The 15,786-nt window shown below is 69.9% G+C and carries 10 protein-coding genes; 2 read left to right on the top strand and 8 right to left on the bottom strand.

The window, feature by feature from the left end:
* Positions 1–8: 8 nt before the first annotated feature.
* From glcF to MBR110_RS13865, 4 genes are all read right to left on the bottom strand, one after another.
* Positions 9–1,235 carry a glycolate oxidase subunit GlcF gene (gene glcF / locus MBR110_RS13880; RefSeq protein ID WP_011883329.1) on the bottom strand — a complete coding sequence of 409 codons (1,227 nt, stop codon included), beginning with the start codon at positions 1,233–1,235 and terminating at the stop codon, positions 9–11.
* Position 1,236: 1 nt separating this feature from the next.
* The gene (gene glcE / locus MBR110_RS13875; protein ID WP_014722474.1) at positions 1,237–2,325 is read right to left on the bottom strand and encodes a glycolate oxidase subunit GlcE; all 1,089 of its coding nucleotides are present in this window, start codon (positions 2,323–2,325) and stop codon (positions 1,237–1,239) included.
* Between the two features lie 118 nt (positions 2,326–2,443).
* Entirely contained in the window at positions 2,444–3,937 is a 1,494-nt protein-coding gene (locus MBR110_RS13870) for an FAD-linked oxidase C-terminal domain-containing protein (RefSeq protein WP_059461807.1), read from the bottom strand.
* 37 nt (positions 3,938–3,974) lie between these two features.
* Positions 3,975–5,384, bottom strand: coding sequence for an FAD-binding oxidoreductase (locus tag MBR110_RS13865; RefSeq protein ID WP_034194446.1), 1,410 nt, complete (start codon positions 5,382–5,384; stop codon positions 3,975–3,977).
* A gap of 140 nt (positions 5,385–5,524) precedes the next feature.
* Here MBR110_RS13865 and MBR110_RS13860 point away from each other — a divergent pair, with 140 nt between their 5' ends.
* Positions 5,525–6,076 carry a cob(I)yrinic acid a,c-diamide adenosyltransferase gene (locus MBR110_RS13860; RefSeq protein WP_011883333.1) on the top strand — a complete coding sequence of 184 codons (552 nt, stop codon included), beginning with the start codon at positions 5,525–5,527 and terminating at the stop codon, positions 6,074–6,076.
* Between the two features lie 89 nt (positions 6,077–6,165).
* A complete protein-coding gene (gene hmpA / locus MBR110_RS13855) occupies positions 6,166–7,374 on the top strand; it encodes an NO-inducible flavohemoprotein (RefSeq protein ID WP_011883334.1) in 1,209 nt (402 codons plus the stop codon).
* A gap of 130 nt (positions 7,375–7,504) precedes the next feature.
* On the opposite strand, the gene aroG is transcribed toward hmpA, so the two are convergent.
* The 4 genes from aroG to MBR110_RS13835 form a co-directional block, all read right to left on the bottom strand.
* Positions 7,505–8,578 carry a 3-deoxy-7-phosphoheptulonate synthase AroG gene (gene aroG / locus MBR110_RS13850; RefSeq protein WP_011883337.1) on the bottom strand — a complete coding sequence of 358 codons (1,074 nt, stop codon included), beginning with the start codon at positions 8,576–8,578 and terminating at the stop codon, positions 7,505–7,507.
* Positions 8,579–8,973: 395 nt separating this feature from the next.
* Positions 8,974–10,440 (bottom strand): metalloprotease TldD, encoded by a 1,467-nt coding sequence (gene tldD / locus MBR110_RS13845; protein ID WP_181709097.1) that lies wholly within the window; start codon positions 10,438–10,440, stop codon positions 8,974–8,976.
* Between the two features lie 86 nt (positions 10,441–10,526).
* Entirely contained in the window at positions 10,527–11,354 is an 828-nt protein-coding gene (locus tag MBR110_RS13840; RefSeq protein ID WP_059461805.1) for a carbon-nitrogen hydrolase family protein, read from the bottom strand.
* Positions 11,355–11,405: 51 nt separating this feature from the next.
* A complete protein-coding gene (locus MBR110_RS13835; RefSeq protein WP_059624062.1) occupies positions 11,406–15,605 on the bottom strand; it encodes a YhdP family phospholipid transporter in 4,200 nt (1,399 codons plus the stop codon).
* Positions 15,606–15,786: the final 181 nt, after the last annotated feature.

The raw sequence follows: 15,786 nt of genomic DNA, 5'->3' as shown, positions 1-15,786 counted from the left end.
CGCTCGCGTCAGCCGTACAGCAGATGCTCGACGAGCTGCACCCAGTGCACGACCGGAATCTGCGTGCCGCTTTGCAGGTGCGCGATGCAGCCGACGTTGCCGGATACGATCATCTGCGGTTCGAGCGCCTGCAGCTTCAGCAGCTTCTGCTTGCGCAGCCGGTACGACAGCGACGGCTGGGTCAGCGAATAAGTGCCGGCCGATCCGCAGCACAGATGGCTGTCGACCGGCAGCCGCACGTCGATGCCGAGCGTCTCGAGCAGGCGCTCGACCTTGCCGCGCGACTGCTGGCCATGCTGCAGCGTGCACGGCGGGTGGTACGCGACGGTATGGATCGCGCGGCGTCGCGCGAGCGTCGCCAGCTCGGCCTCGGACGCGAGCAGCACGTCGGAGATGTCGCGCGTGAGCGCGACGATGCGCTGCGCCTTCTCCGCATAGGCCGGGTCGTCGCGCAGCAGGTGCGCGTATTCGAGCACCGTCGCGCCGCATCCCGATGCGTTCATCACGATCGCCTCGGCGCCTTGCTCGACATGCGGCCACCACGCGTCGATGTTGCGGCGCGCGTCGTCGAGCGCGTCGTCGTGATAGTTCAGGTGCAGCCGGATCGCGCCGCAGCAGCCGGCGTCCGGCGCGACGACCGTCTCGATGCCGAGCGCATCCAGCACGCGTGCGGTCGCGATGTTGATGTTCGGCAGCATCGACGGCTGCACGCAGCCGCCGAGCATCAGCATCTTGCGCGCATGCGGCTGCTGCGGCCACTCGAGCAGCCGCGTGCGCGGCGGCACCTTGTCGCGCAGCCGTTTCGGCAACAGCGGCCGCACGTGCTGGCCGAGCCGCATCATCGGCGAGAACAGCGCCGCGTTCGGCACGACGCTCGCGAGCAGCCGGCGCATCAGCCGCTGCTGCGCCGGGCGCCGCACCTGCGCCTCGACGTGCTTGCGGCCGATTTCGACGAGCCGGCCGTATTGCACGCCCGACGGGCAGGTCGTCTCGCAGCTGCGGCAGGTGAGGCAGCGGTCGAGGTGCTGCTGCGTGCTGCGCGTGACGGGCGCGCCTTCGACCATCTGCTTGATCAGGTAGATGCGGCCGCGCGGGCCGTCGAGTTCGTCGCCGAGCAGCTGGTAGGTCGGACACGTCGCGGTGCAGAAGCCGCAATGCACGCACTTGCGCAGGATCGCGTCGGCCTCGTCGCCGTCGGCCGTGTTGCGGATGAAATCGGCGAGGTTCGTTTGCATCTCAGAGATCGGGGTAGAGCCTGCCGCGGTTGAAGATGCGCGCCGGATCGAACGCGGCCTTCAGCCCGCGGTGGATCTTCATCAGCGGCGCGGGCAGCGGCGTGAACACGCCGGCGCTGCGGTCGTAGGAATCGCCCGCGCGGAACAGCGTCGCGTGGCCGCCGGCCTGCTTCGCGCTCATGCGCACCGTCTGCGCATCGGCGTCGGTGATCCACCAGCGCTGCGCGCCGCCCCATTCCATCAGCTGGTTGCCGGCGAGGTGCATCGGCTCGGTGATCGACGGCAGCGACAGGCGCCACAGCGCGTAGCCGGGCGGAATGCCGTTGAAGAACGGATCGGTGTGCTCGCGCAGGCCGGCCCAGAAGCGCTCGGCTTCGACCGCGTCGACGACTTCGCCGCCGAGCAGCGTCTTCGCCGACTTGACCGCCGCTTCCGCGCCGGACAGCCGCAGCACCAGCGTGCCGTTGCGCCAGCCGCTCGCGCTCACCGGCAGCGGATGGCCGCCCCATTCGTTGAGCTTGCGCACCGCGTCGGTGGCCGTCATCTCGAACTTCAGCGTGACTTCGGCGACCGGCACCGGCAGCACCTTGATCGACAGCTCGAGCATCAGCCCGAGCGTGCCGAGCGCGCCGGCCATCAGGCGCGACACGTCGTAGCCGGCGACGTTCTTCACGACCTGCCCGCCGAAGCGCAGCACTTCGCCGCGCCCGTTCATCAGCGTGACGCCGAGCACGAAGTCGCGCGGCGCGCCGCAGGCCGCGCGCCGCGGGCCGGCGAGACCGGCCGCGATGCAGCCGCCGACGGTGGCCGCGCGGCCGAAGTGCGGCGGCTCGAACGGCAGCATCTGGCCGCGCTCGGCGAGGACGGCTTCGAGCTGCGCGAGCGGCGTGCCCGCGCGCACCGTGACGACGAGCTCGGCCGGGTCGTACGACACGACGCCTTGAAACGCGCGCGTGTCGAGTATTTCGCCGTCCAGCGTCTGGCCGTACCAGTCCTTGGTGCCGCCGCCGCGGACCCGCAGCGGCCGCCCGTCGGCGCTGGCGGCGCGCACGCGCTCGGCCCATCCGGCGACGATGTCGTCCTCTTCCATGTTCCGTTGCTGCCTCGTTGTTGTCCGGTCGATTGTACCGGGGTGGCGCGAATCCACATCGCGACTATCCCTAACGCCCCGACGCGCGCACGCCGGGCCTCCGCACGGCGCGCGCCGCTCAGAAGCGCGGCAGGTCGGGATGCGGCAGCAGCCCGCCGCGCACGTGCTGACGGCCGTACTCGGCGCAGCGCGCGCGGGTCGGGATGCCCTTGTCGGGGTTGAGCAGCCCGGCCGGATCGAACGCGCGCTTGACCGCGAAGAACGCGTCGCGCTCCTGCGGCGAGAACTGCACGCACATCGAATTGAGCTTTTCGATGCCGACGCCGTGCTCGCCGGTGACGCTGCCGCCGAATTCCACGCAGCATTCGAGGATCTCCGCACCGAACTGCTCGGCGCGGTGCAACTGCTCGGGATCGTTCGCGTTGTAGAGGATCAGCGGATGCATGTTGCCGTCGCCGGCATGGAATACGTTGATGCAGCGCAACCCGTAGCGTGTCTCGAGCTGCTCGATGCGCGCGAGCAGCGGCCCGATCGCGCGGCGCGGCACGGTGCCGTCCATGCAGTAATAGTCGGCCGAGATGCGGCCGGCGGCCGGGAACGCGTTCTTGCGGCCCGACCAGAAGCGCAGCCGCTCGCTCTCGTTGCGCGACACCTGGATGCGCGTCGCGCCGTGCTCGCGCAGCACGGCCGTCATGCGGACGATCTCCTCGGCGACTTCCTCGGGCGTGCCGTCGGATTCGCACAGCAGGATCGCCTTCGCGTCGACGTCGTAGCCGGCGTGCGTGAACGCCTCGACCGCCTGCGTGGCCGGCTTGTCCATCATCTCGAGGCCGGCCGGGATGATGCCCGACGCGATGATCGCGGCGACCGCCTCGCCGCCCTTCACGACGTCGTCGAAGCTCGCCATCACGAGCTGCGCGGTCTGCGGCTTCGGGATCAGCTTCACCGTCACTTCGGTGACGATCGCGAACATCCCTTCGCTGCCGATCATCACCGCGAGCAGGTCGAGGCCCGGCGTGTCGAGCCCGAGCGAGCCGAACTCGACGATCTCGCCGTCCATCGTGACCGCGCGCACGCGCATCACGTTGTGCACCGTCAGCCCGTACTTCAGGCAGTGGACGCCGCCCGAATTCTCCGCGACGTTGCCGCCGATCGTGCAGGCGATCTGCGACGACGGATCGGGCGCGTAATACAGCCCGTACGGCGCGGCGGCCTCGGAAATCGCGAGGTTGCGCACGCCGGGCTGGACGGTCGCCGTGCGCGCGTACGGATCGACTTCGACGATCCGAGTGAAGCGCGCGAGCGACAGCACGACGCCGTTCGCGATCGGCAGCGCGCCGCCCGACAGGCTCGTGCCCGCGCCGCGCGGCACGATCGGCACTTCCATGCGGCGGCAGATCTGCACGATGCGCTGCACCTGCGATTCGGTTTCCGGCAGCGCCACCGCGAGCGGCAGCCGGCGATACGCCGACAGGCCGTCGCATTCGTAGGCTGCGGTGTCTTCGTCGCGGTACAGCAGGCAATGGGTCGGCAGCACGGCCATCAGCGCCTGCACGACTTCGCGCTGGCGCTGCGCGCGCATCGCGCTCGACGGTTCGACGGAAGCGTTCATTGAGTCTCCTGAGCGCGCGCGGCCGCGCGCCGCCGTGTCAGCACGTGAAGATCTTGCCGGGATTCATCAGGTTGCGCGGATCGAGCGCGAGCTTGATCGCCCGCATCGCGTCGATCGCGTTCTCGCCGTGCTCCTTCGGCAGGAAGCGCATCTTGTGCAGGCCGACGCCGTGTTCGCCGGTGCAAGTACCGCCCAGCCGCAGCGCGCGCTCGACGATCCGGTCGTTGATGCGTTCGGCTTCGTCGAGCTCGGCGGGCTTGTCGGGGTCGATCAGGATCGCGACGTGGAAATTGCCGTCGCCGACGTGGCCGACGATCGGGCAGGGCAGCGACGACGCGCGCAGGTCGGCTTCGGTTTCCTCGACGCAGGCGGCGAGCTGCGAGATCGGCACGCAGACGTCGGTCGTCACCGCGCGGCAGCCGGGCTTGAGCTGCAGCATCGCGAAGTACGCGTTGTGGCGCGCGGCCCACAGCCGCGTGCGGTCCTCCGGGCGCGTCGCCCATTCGAAGCCCTGGCCGTGGTTCTGCCCGGCGAGCGCCTGCACGAGCTCCGCCTGCTCCTTCACGCCGGCGTCGGTGCCGTGGAATTCGAAGAACAGCGTCGGCGCCTCGGCGAGCGTCAGGTTCGAATGGCGATTGATCGAGCGCACCGCCAGCGCGTCGACGAATTCGACGCGCGCGATCGGCACGCCGATCTGGATCGTCTCGATCACGGTGCGCACCGCGTCGCCCATCGTCGGGAACGCGCAGATCGCGGCCGACACCGCTTCGGGCAGCGGATGCAGGCGCAGCGTGATCTCGGTGATCACGCCGAGCGTGCCTTCCGAGCCGACGAACAGCCGCGTCAGATCGTAGCCGGCCGACGACTTGCGCGCGCGCGAGCCGGTCTTCACGACGCGGCCGTCGGCGAGCACGGCGCTCAGGCCGAGCACGTTCTCGCGCATCGTCCCGTAGCGCACGGCGTTGGTGCCCGAGGCGCGGGTCGCCGTCATGCCGCCGATGCTGGCGTCGGCGCCCGGATCGATCGGGAAGAACAGGCCGGTGTCGCGCAGCGCTTCGTTCAGCGCCTTGCGCGTGATGCCCGGTTCGACCGTCACGGTCAGGTCTTCCGCGTCGATCGACAGCACACGGTTCATCTCCGACAGATCGAGCGACACGCCGCCGCGCACCGCCAGCAGATGGCCTTCGAGCGACGAGCCGGCGCCGTACGGGATCAGCGGGACGCTGTAGAGCGCGCACAGCGACACGACGGCGCGCACTTCGTCGGCGTTGTGCGCGAACACGACGGCGTCGGGCAGTTGCGGATCGAACGGGGATTCGTCGCGGCCGTGATGGGCGCGGACCGCGTCGGCGATCGACACGCGCTCGCCGAAGGTGGCGCGCAGCGCATCGAGCATCGCGGGAGGAAGCGGGCGGCGCGTGGCGGCCGGCGTGGCGGGGTGATTCACGAGCGTCTCCTGACGGCTGCTTGTCGAACTTTTGGGTCATTCTACGCCGCAACGTCCGCTGCGACCCGCCCCGCCGGCTGCGATAATCGCGTTCCTACACAACCGGGCCGCGTCGCGGCCGCGCACGAGAGGACATTCGCATGGGCAACCGCTTGAGCAAGATCGCCACGCGCACGGGCGACGACGGCACCACCGGCCTCGGCGACGGCCGGCGCATCGGCAAGGACGACGCGCGGATCGTCGCGATCGGCGACGTCGACGAACTGAACTCGAATCTCGGCGTGCTGCTCGCCGAGCCGCTGCCGGACGACGTGCGCACCGCGCTCGTGACGATCCAGCACGACCTGTTCGATCTGGGCGGCGAGCTGTGCATCCCCGGCCACACGGTACTCGACGACACGCATCTCGCGCGCCTCGACCGATGGCTGGCCGACTACAACGCGACGCTGCCGCCGCTGCGGGAATTCATCCTGCCGGCCGGCTCGCGCGCCGCGTCGCTCGCGCACGTGTGCCGCACCGTGTGCCGGCGCGCCGAGCGTTCGATCGTCGCGCTCGGCCGTGCCGACACGTTGAACGATGCGCCGCGGCGTTACGTGAACCGGCTGTCCGACCTGCTGTTCGTGCTCGCGCGCGTGCTGAACCGCGCCGGCGGCGGCTCGGACGTGCTGTGGGAGCGAGGGCGCGTGCGCTGAGCCGCGCGCCTTCCCGCGCTGCGACAATTTGCCCGAGGGGCCGCGATTTTTAAACATGTATCGTTTGAGCATGTTTAACGGAGAACGACATGACTGACATCACCGCCGACCAGATGGCTCGTGTGAAGGCCACTGCCCCCGTCCTGGCCGTGCACGGCGCGACGATCACGAAGCACTTCTACCAGCGCATGTTCACGCGCCATCCCGAGCTGAAGAACCTGTTCAACCAGACGCACCAGAAGACCGGCAGCCAGCCGGAGACGCTCGCGAAGGCCGTCTATGCGTATGCGGCGAACATCGACAACCTCGGCGCGCTCGGCGGAGCGGTGTCGCACATCGCGCACAAGCACGCGAGCCTGAACATCCGTCCGGAGCATTACCCGATCGTCGGCGAGAACCTGCTTGCATCGATCGTCGAAGTGCTCGGCGACGCGGTGGACGCGCAGACGCTCGAAGCCTGGCGCGTCGCGTACGGCCAGCTCGCGCAGATCCTGATCGGCGCCGAGGCCGACCTGTACGCGGGCGCCGCCTGGAGCGGCTTCCGTCCGTTCAAGGTGGCCCGCAAGGTGCGTGAAAGCGACGAGATCACGTCGTTCTACCTGACGCCGGCCGACGGCGGCGCGGCGCCGACCTTCGAGCCGGGCCAGTACGTCACGGTGAAGCGCTTCGTCGGCGATCTCGGCGTCGACCAGCCGCGCCAGTACAGCCTGTCCGACGCGCCGCACGGCAAGTGGCTGCGCATCTCGGTGAAGCGCGAGTCCGGCCAGGCCGAAGCGGTTCCGGCCGGCAAGGTTTCCACGCTGATGCACGACGGCGTGGAGGAGGGCGCGATCGTCGAGGTGACCGCGCCGATGGGCGAATTCTCGCTGAAGCGCGGCGTCGATACGCCGGTCGTGCTGATCTCCGGCGGTGTGGGCCTGACGCCGATGGTGTCGATGGCGTCGACGCTGGTGGCCGAAGGCAGCAAGCGCGACGTGCGGTTCGTCCACGCCTGCCGCTCGGGCGCGGTGCACGCGTTCCGCGACTGGCTGAACGATACGGTGCGCGAACACGCGAATTTCAAGCGCACGGTGCTGTACGAGCTGGTCGGCCCGAACGACCGCGCGGGCGTCGATCACGACCTCGAAGGGCGCCTGACGCCGGAGCGCGTGCAGCAGTATGCGCTGGTGCCGGATGCCGACTACTACATCTGCGGCCCGATCGCGTTCATGAAGGCGCAACGCGACGCGCTGGTCGCGCTCGGCGTCGCGCCGGAACGCATCAACACCGAGATCTTCGGCTCGGGCGCGCTCGAGTAACGCCCGCCCGGCCGGTGTCGGCCGACGCAGCGACACAACGACAAAGCCCGGCGCGAGCCGGGCTTGTCTTATTGGGGCATCGATCGGGCCGCGGGCGGCATGCGCCGGCCCGCGGCCCGCTGGCCGGCCGTCAGTTGCCGCTGCCGCGTGCGACGCGGCGCGCCTTCACGGCTTCCGCGAGCCCTTCGAGCACCTTCACGCTGTCGTCCCACGCGATGCATGCGTCGGTGATGCTCTGGCCGTAGGTCAGCGCGCAGCCTTCCTTCAGGTCCTGGCGCCCCTCGACGAGGTGCGACTCGATCATCACGCCGACGATCCGCTCGTCCCCGGCGGCGACCTGACGGCCGATGTCCGCGCACACCGGGATCTGGTTCTCGTGCTTCTTCGAGCTGTTCGCATGGCTCGCGTCGATCATCAGGCGCGCGGCGAGGCCGGCCTTGCCGATGTCCGCGCAGGCGGCGTTCACGCTGTCCGCGTCGTAGTTCGGCGTCTTGCCGCCGCGCAGGATCACGTGACAGTCTTCGTTGCCGGCCGTCGACACGATCGCCGAATGGCCGCCCTTGGTCACCGACAGGAAATGGTGCGGCTGCGACGCGGCCTTGATCGCGTCGACGGCGATCTTCACGTTGCCGTCGGTGCCGTTCTTGAAGCCGACCGGGCACGACAGCCCCGACGCGAGTTCGCGATGCACCTGCGACTCGGTCGTGCGCGCGCCGATCGCGCCCCACGAGATCAGGTCGGCGATGTACTGCGGGCTGATCATGTCGAGGTATTCGGTCGCGGCCGGCAACCCCATCTCGTTGATCTGCAGCAGCAGCTCGCGCGCCGTGCGCAGCCCTTCGTTGATCTTGAAGCTGTTGTCGAGATGCGGATCGTTGATCAGCCCCTTCCAGCCGACCGTCGTGCGCGGCTTTTCGAAGTACACGCGCATCACGATTTCCAGCTCGCCCTTGAAGCGCTCCCGCTCCTTCACGAGCCGCCCCGCATATTCGAGCGCCGCCTTCGTGTCGTGGATCGAGCACGGCCCGATCACGACGATCAGCCGGTCGTCCATCCCGTGCAGGATCCGGTGCATCGAACGGCGCGACTCGTAGATCAGCTCGGACGCGGCCTCGGAGCATGCGAATTCGCGGATCAGGTGGGCGGGCGGCGTCAGTTCCTTGAGTTCGCGGATGCGGACGTCGTCGGTGTTGTGCGGGGGCATGCTGGTTCTCCTGGTTTTACGGGCGCCGTTCGGTCAGAGCGCGTGCGGCAGATTCATCGATTCGGGTGATTCGGTCGGCGCCGGCCGGTGCGGCGGGATCCGCTGCGACGGCCGGTTGGCGAAGGGCGAAAAAAAACCGCCGGGTTCGCCGGCGGTTTTTCGGGAATTTTGGTTGCGCTTTACGCGCCATCAACCCTCTCGATCCGCCAGCGGTCTGAGATGCCAAAAAAAGTAAAAATAAAACTTGGCGGACATGACGGAGATTCGGTTCGTCGAAAAAGTCGATTCGCAATTTATACCCGGTCGCCGCGCAGCTGGCAACCGGGGGCAGTCAAAAATGCGGGCAATCCGCGTGGTTTCGTCAAAATGCGCGGATTGTCTGCGCGGCGATGCGGTTATGCCGTACCGCCGACGGTCATCTTGTCGATCCGCAGCGTCGGCTGGCCGACGCCGACCGGCACGCTCTGGCCTTCCTTGCCGCAGACGCCGACGCCCGAATCGAGCGACATGTCGTTGCCGATCATGCTCACGTACTTCAGCGATTCCGGGCCGCTGCCGATCAGCGTCGCGCCCTTCACCGGGTAGGTGACCTTGCCGTTCTCGATCATGTACGCCTCGGACGCCGAGAACACGAACTTGCCGTTCGTGATGTCGACCTGGCCGCCGCCGAAGTTCACCGCGTACAGGCCGTTCTTCACCGACGCGATGATTTCCTGCGGATCCTTGTCGCCGTTGAGCATGTACGTGTTGGTCATGCGCGGCATCGGCAGCGCGGCGTACGACTCGCGGCGCGCGTTGCCGGTCACGGGCATCTTCATCAGGCGCGCGTTCAGCGTGTCCTGGATGTAACCCTTGAGGATGCCGTCCTCGATCAGCGTCGTGCACTGCGTCGGGTTGCCTTCGTCGTCGATGTTCAGCGAGCCGCGGCGGTTCGGCAGCGTGCCGTCGTCGACCACCGTCACGCCCTTCGCGGCAACCTGCTCGCCGATCCGGCCCGCGAATGCCGACGAGCCCTTGCGGTTGAAGTCGCCCTCGAGGCCGTGGCCGATCGCCTCGTGCAGCAGCACGCCGGGCCAGCCCGGCCCGAGCACGACGGTCATCGCGCCGGCCGGGGCCGGGCGCGCGTCGAGGTTCACCAGCGCGGCGTGCACCGCGTCGTCGACGTAGCGCGACAGCACGTCGTCGGTGAAATAGGCGTAGTCGAAGCGCCCGCCGCCGCCGCCGGAGCCGATCTCGCGGCGGCCGTTCTGCTCGGCGATCACCGTGACGGACACGCGCACGAGCGGCCGGATGTCGGCCGCGAGCGCGCCGTCGCTGCGCGCGACCAGCACGACGTCGTATTCGCCGGCGAGGCCCGCCATCACCTGCGTGACGCGCGGATCGCGCCCGCGCGCCATCTGCTCGATGCGCTCGAGCAGCTTGACCTTGGCGGTCGCGTCGAGCGACGCGAGCGGGTCGGACGGCAGGTACAGGTTGCGGCCGGTGATGCCTTTCAGCGACGTCGCCGCCTTGATCTTCTGGCGGCCGCCGCCCGCCGCCGCGATCGCCTTGGTGGCCGCGGCCGCCTGGGCGATGGCTTCCGGCGACAGGTCGTCCGAATAGGCGAACGCGGTGCGGTCGCCCGCCACCGCGCGCACGCCGACGCCCTGGTCGATGCTGAAGCTGCCCGACTTCACGATGCCTTCCTCGAGGCTCCACGCTTCGCTGCGGGTGGCCTGGAAGTACAGGTCCGCGTAGTCGACGCGATGCGTGAAGATGTCGGCGATCGTGCGCGTGAGCAGGCTCTCGTCGAGGCCGTACGGCGTGAGGAGGATGTCCTTCGCCAGCGCAAGATTGCGGATGCCGGGTTCGATGATGTTCATGCGGGTATCGAGGTTTCTCAAAAAGTTGTCGGGTGCGTTCTGGACAGATGGGTTGGCCGGGCGGCGTTTCAAGCGGCGGCGGCGCTTCAGGCCAGCACGCGATGCCGCCACGCGGGCAGGCTCTGGCGCACGTCGGCGATGCGCTGAGGGTCGAGCGCGCCGGCCACGACGCCTGCGCCTTCGTCGCGGACCGCGACGATTTCGCCCCACGGATCGATCAGCATGCTGTGGCCCCACGTGCGCCGGCCGTTCTCGTGCTTGCCGCCCTGCGCGGCGGCCAGCACGTAGCACTGGTTCTCGACGGCCCGCGCGCGCAGCAGCGTTTCCCAGTGCGCGCGGCCCGTCGTATACGTAAACGCCGACGGCACGACGAGCAGTGCGCAATCGCCCATCCGGCGGTACAGCTCGGGAAAGCGCAGATCGTAGCAGACCGACAGGCCGACCCGCCCGAACGGCGCGTCGAACGCGACGACCGTGTCGCCCGCGCGGATCGTGCGCGCCTCGTCGAACGATTCGTCGCCTTTCTCGAAGTTGAACAGGTGGATCTTGTCGTAGCGGGCGGCCTCGCGGCCGCTCGGGTCGAACACGAGCGTGGTGTTCAGCACGCGGTCGGGCTCCGGCGCGTGCAGCGGCAGCGTGCCGCCGATCACCCAGACGCGGTGCCGCTGCGCGGCCTGCGCGAGGAACTGCTGGATCGGCCCGTCGCGATAGGGCTCGGCGAGCGCGAGCTTGTCGGTGTCGCGGTGGCCCATGAAGCAGAAATACTCGGGCAGCAGCACCAGTTGCGCGCCGTCTGCCGCCGCCTGCTCGATCAGGTGACCGGCGTCGGCGAGATTGCGCGCGACGTCCGGCGTGCTCACCATCTGCAGCGCGGCAACCCGGAAGGGCGTGGCGGAACGGGTCGGATCGGTCATCGCAGGATCGCTGGCTTCGTAAAAGGGGTGCGGTCCGGCGGCCTGCACGCGTCAGTGGCTTGCCGCATCGGCCGGACCGTGATCCATCTTACCCTGATCGCCCCGCACCCGCTCGATATGCGGATGCGCCCACGAGCCGGTGATCGCGTAGTCGAGCGCGAACGCGTGCGACAGCGTCTGCGACAGCGCGTAGTTCGCCGCCAGCACGCCGACGCCGAGCAGCGGATTGACGATCGCGGCCGCGATCGCCGCGGTGCCGGCGCCGATCTTCGGCGCGACGTGCGCGTGCAGGTCCTGCGTCTCGGTGGCCAGATCGACCGCGCCGCGCACGGTCACGTTCGCGGGCGCCGTCGTCATCGAGAAGTCGTCGGTGCGGGCGATCCCGTTCGAGATCCGGCTGGTGCCGGTGATCTTGTCGAACGGCAGCCCCTTGCCGATCACGTCGCGGAAGTTCAGCGTCAGGAACCGCGCGAGGCTCTGCAGGCTCAGCACGCCGAGCAGTTTCGCGGCGCCCGGATCGACCTTCAGGATCTGGCCGTGCTCGAAGTCGAGCGCGACCTGGCCGCCGAGCGACGGCACCTCGACGGCCGTCGGGCCGCCGCGCCAGCCCACCTTGCCGGTCACCGTGCCGTGGCCGTTCTCGAGCGTGCGCGGCAGGCCGACGAGGTCGAGCAGCGCGCCCGCGTTGCCGACGTCGAGCTTGAAGTCGAACACGCTGCGCCGCGGCGCGTCGTTGTCGTCCACGCCGCGGGCCAGCGCGCGGCGCGACGTGCGCCAGTTGCCGGTGGCCGTCAGTTTCGCGGCCGGATTGGCGAGCTCGAGCCGGTCGAGCTGCCACACCGGTACGCCGTCCTCGTCGATGTTGCGCGCGTTGACGACCAGCCGGCCGATGTCGTGATTGCGTGCGACGACCTGGTCGACGATCAGGTCCACCGACGGTATCGGCCGGTCGGTCGGCGTCGGCAGGTTCATCGCGCGGCCGACGAGGTCGTGCTCGGCGCTGTCGGGAATCACCAGCTTCGCGAGCCGTGCATTGAGCACGCCCGCGCCGTTGTGCCCGCCGCCCGGCGCCCACGACAGGTAGCCCGAGACCTGGTTCGACGCGATGTTCGCCTGCCACAGCTCGTCGACGTGCGACGCGCCGACGATCACGTTTTCCCAGTTGCGCTTGAGCAGCTTCAGCGTGCCGAAGTGGAGCGCGAAACGTTTCGGCGTGAAGCTGGCGACGTCGATGCGCGACCGCGCCGGCGGCTCCGGCGTGCGCGGCGTGTCGGGCTTCAGCGTGTGCGCGAGCGCGAGCCACGCGTCGGCATCCAGCTCGTCGACGTCGACCGCCGCGCTCACGCCGTCCTGCGGCAGGTCGGGCATCCGGTGGATGCCCATCGCGCCGCGCAATGCGCGCAGCGGCTGGCCGCGCGTCGCGTCGAGCAGATAGGTGGCCGACACCGGGCCGAGCGTCAGGTCCGCGTGCTCGATGCGCTTGCCGCCGGCCGGCGTGGCCGGCTGCAGCGTGAAGCGAAACGGCATCGGCTCGCCGGCCGGTTTCGCGAACGGCGCCGGGAAGTTCAGCGCGACGCCCGTCAGGTCGGAGCGCGCGGTGATCTGCGGCAGGCTGCCCGGCGCGCCGCGCACGGCGACCTCGTACGGCGCGTCGCCGACCACGTGTTCGAGCAGCGCCGCGGCCGTGCCGCGCAGGTTCAGCCCGCGGGCGGCGTCGAGCGCGAGCTTGCCGTCGACGTCGACCGTGTACGGGCCGTGCGACTGGAAGCTGCCGTTCGCGTGCACCGGCCCGCCGAGGAAGCGCCCGGCCAGGTCGTGCAGCGACGCGCCGGCCTCCGTGAAACGCACGCTGCCGCGCAGCGCGGACAGCGGCGGCACGCCGTCGGTCGACAGCGTGTTGCCGCCGAACGCGAGCGCGCCTTCGACGTGCGTGTGCGGATGCGGCACGTGCTGCGGAATCGTGATCTTCAGCGCGAGCGACGCCGGGCCCTGCGCGTCGATGCGCTGGCCGATGTGGCCGCTCATCGTGCCGAGCGAGCTGTTGTCCGCGTAGTCGATCAGGTCGGCGAGCGGCCCGTGCGCGTGGCCGTCGATCACGAGTGGCGACTTCGACGGATTGCCGAGGTCGTCGATCCGGCCGTTGACGTTCGTCAGCGCGACGCGCTTGTAGCGCGCGCGTGCGATGTCGAAGCGCAGCTTGTTCTGCGCGAGCTCGAACACGCCGTCGATCCCGTCGAGCGCCGGCCACACGCTCGGCGTGCCGTTCGCGAGCTTGCGCGGCGGGTAGGGCGTCGGCTCGAAGCGCCCGCCGGTGAACGGCGCGACGATGTGGAACACGCCGGCATCCGGCTCGTGTTCGAACGGGAATTTTTCGAGTGGGCCGCGCGCGACGATCGACGCGCCCTTGGTCACGCGGCCGTCCTGCAGCGCATGCCCGAGATACGCGCGCAGCCGCTCCGACATGCCGGTCGGCAGGTAGCGCGGGATGCGCGCCACCGCCGCGCGGGCGAACTCGGCGCGCAGGTCGAGCGAGCCGCGGCCGTGGCCGGGGTTCGTGTACGTGCCCGATACGTCGATCTCGGCATCGGGATTCGCGACGTACAGGTCGGGCAACGTCACGTCGACGCGCGCGTGTTTCTCGCCCGGCGCCGGCGTGATCACCCATTTGGCGTTGCCGCGCAGCCGGTCGAAGGTCAGGCGCGGTTCGTCGAACTCGCCGGGCACCGTGACCGCCGCGTTCACCGTGTCGAAGTGCGCGGCGCCGCCCGTCTCGGTCGCGTCGACGCTGCCCCACAGGTTCTCGACGCCCGGCCAGCCGGCGCGCGGATGGCCGCGCGGCGACAGCCCGGGCGGCGGCTCCTGCGCGGCGAAGCTGATGCCTTGCAGATCGCCGAGGAAGCGGTAGCGGACGATCGGCGCGGCGCCGGTGCGGCGTTCCTCGTCGGCGAGCTCGGCCCGCGCGGGCTTCGCGCGTTCGACCTCGATGTGATAGTTCGACACCATGCCGTGCGGGTCGAGCTTGATCAGCTCGTTGCGCAGCCGCGCCGGCAGCGGGAGCCCGCGGATGAATTCGCTGAGGATGCCGAGATCGACGCGGTCGCCGGCGACGCTCAGCAACTGCCCCTGATCGGCGGTCGGCACGCGGTAGCGGGCGGTCAGCGTCGACAGCGCGAGCGAGCGCGCGAGCGGCGTGCCGTCGGGCAGCGGCGGCTGGCCGAGCTCGGCGTTGAAGCGCGTCAGGTGCAGCGTGTAGTCGCGGCCGGCGTCGAGCGCGATGTCCCAGCCGAATCCGACCGTCGGCACTTCCAGGCGCGGCTGGGTCGGCCGCACGCGCAGCACGACGTCGGCGCCCTGCAGGTCGCCGCCCGCGGAGCGCAGGTGGCCGTCCTGAAAGGTCGCCCAGATCGCGTTGTCGATCCGGCCCGCGTGGGCCGTGAACGGCAGGTCGAGGTAGCGGCCGAGCGTCTGCAGGTCGACCGGGCCGGTGGACAGGTACGCGTTGCCGGTCCAGTTGGTCGGCTTGCCGATCGGCGCGAGCGGCTTGTGCGTGAAGCGCGCGCGGAAGTCGAGCGGGCCGAGCAGCAGCGTGCCGTTGGCCGGCGCCTGCAGCGCGACCTTGTGCTCGCGGCCGTGGTTCAGCACGGCGAGGCGGATGCCCGACAGCGCGAGCTCCGGTGCGTCGTGCTGGGCGTCGCGCCAGCGCAGCGTGCCGTTGCGCAGCACGATCGCTTCCTGCTTCAGCAGCCAGGTGCCGAACGTGTCGTTGCCGCCGTGGGTGGTCGCGACGCCGATGCCCGCGACGCTCAGCGAACCGTCGGCCGCGCGCGCGACGACGAGATCCGGATGGTCGACGATCAGGCTGGACAGCGCAGGCGACAGCCGCAGCAGCGAGATCCACGACAGCGCGGCCGTCGCATGCGGCACCGACAGCGCGATGCGGCCGTCACGGCCGCGAATGGTGAGGTTCGTCACTTCGACGCCCGGCTGCATGCCCGACCAGTGCGGGGACAGCCTGCCGATCGAAAGCTGCGCGTGGAGCTTGTCGGACACGGCGCGCTCGATGCGCGGCCGGAATTCGTCGATGCGCGGCAGCACCACGTAGCGCAGCCCGAGGAATGCGCCGGACGCGACGAAGTACACGCCGATGCCGACTGCCAGCGTCACCCTGAACACGCGGCGCAGGACCGGATGATCGTGCTTCGGAGGTCCCGCTTCGGGCGCAGCTACGGCGGATTCCTGACGGTCGGACATGCGGCGGAGGGGCGGCGATATGGTAGTTTTGCAGATTGACGTTGAAATGTATCACAGGGGTTCGTGCCGGCGGCCGTTGCGCGCATGCGGCACGGGCTTTCCGGCGCGCGGTGTGGGCGGCGGCGCACGCGCGGCCGCTCACACCGCGCCGAGTCCAACGGTCTGTCGGCAGCGGCGCGCG

Origin of the sequence: Burkholderia sp. MBR-1 (assembly GCF_013822785.1) — a bacterium.
Classification (GTDB): Bacteria; Pseudomonadota; Gammaproteobacteria; order Burkholderiales; family Burkholderiaceae; genus Burkholderia; species Burkholderia vietnamiensis.
The sequence above is the reverse complement of the archived record's forward strand: the minus strand, read 5'-3'. Positions and strand labels throughout refer to the sequence as shown.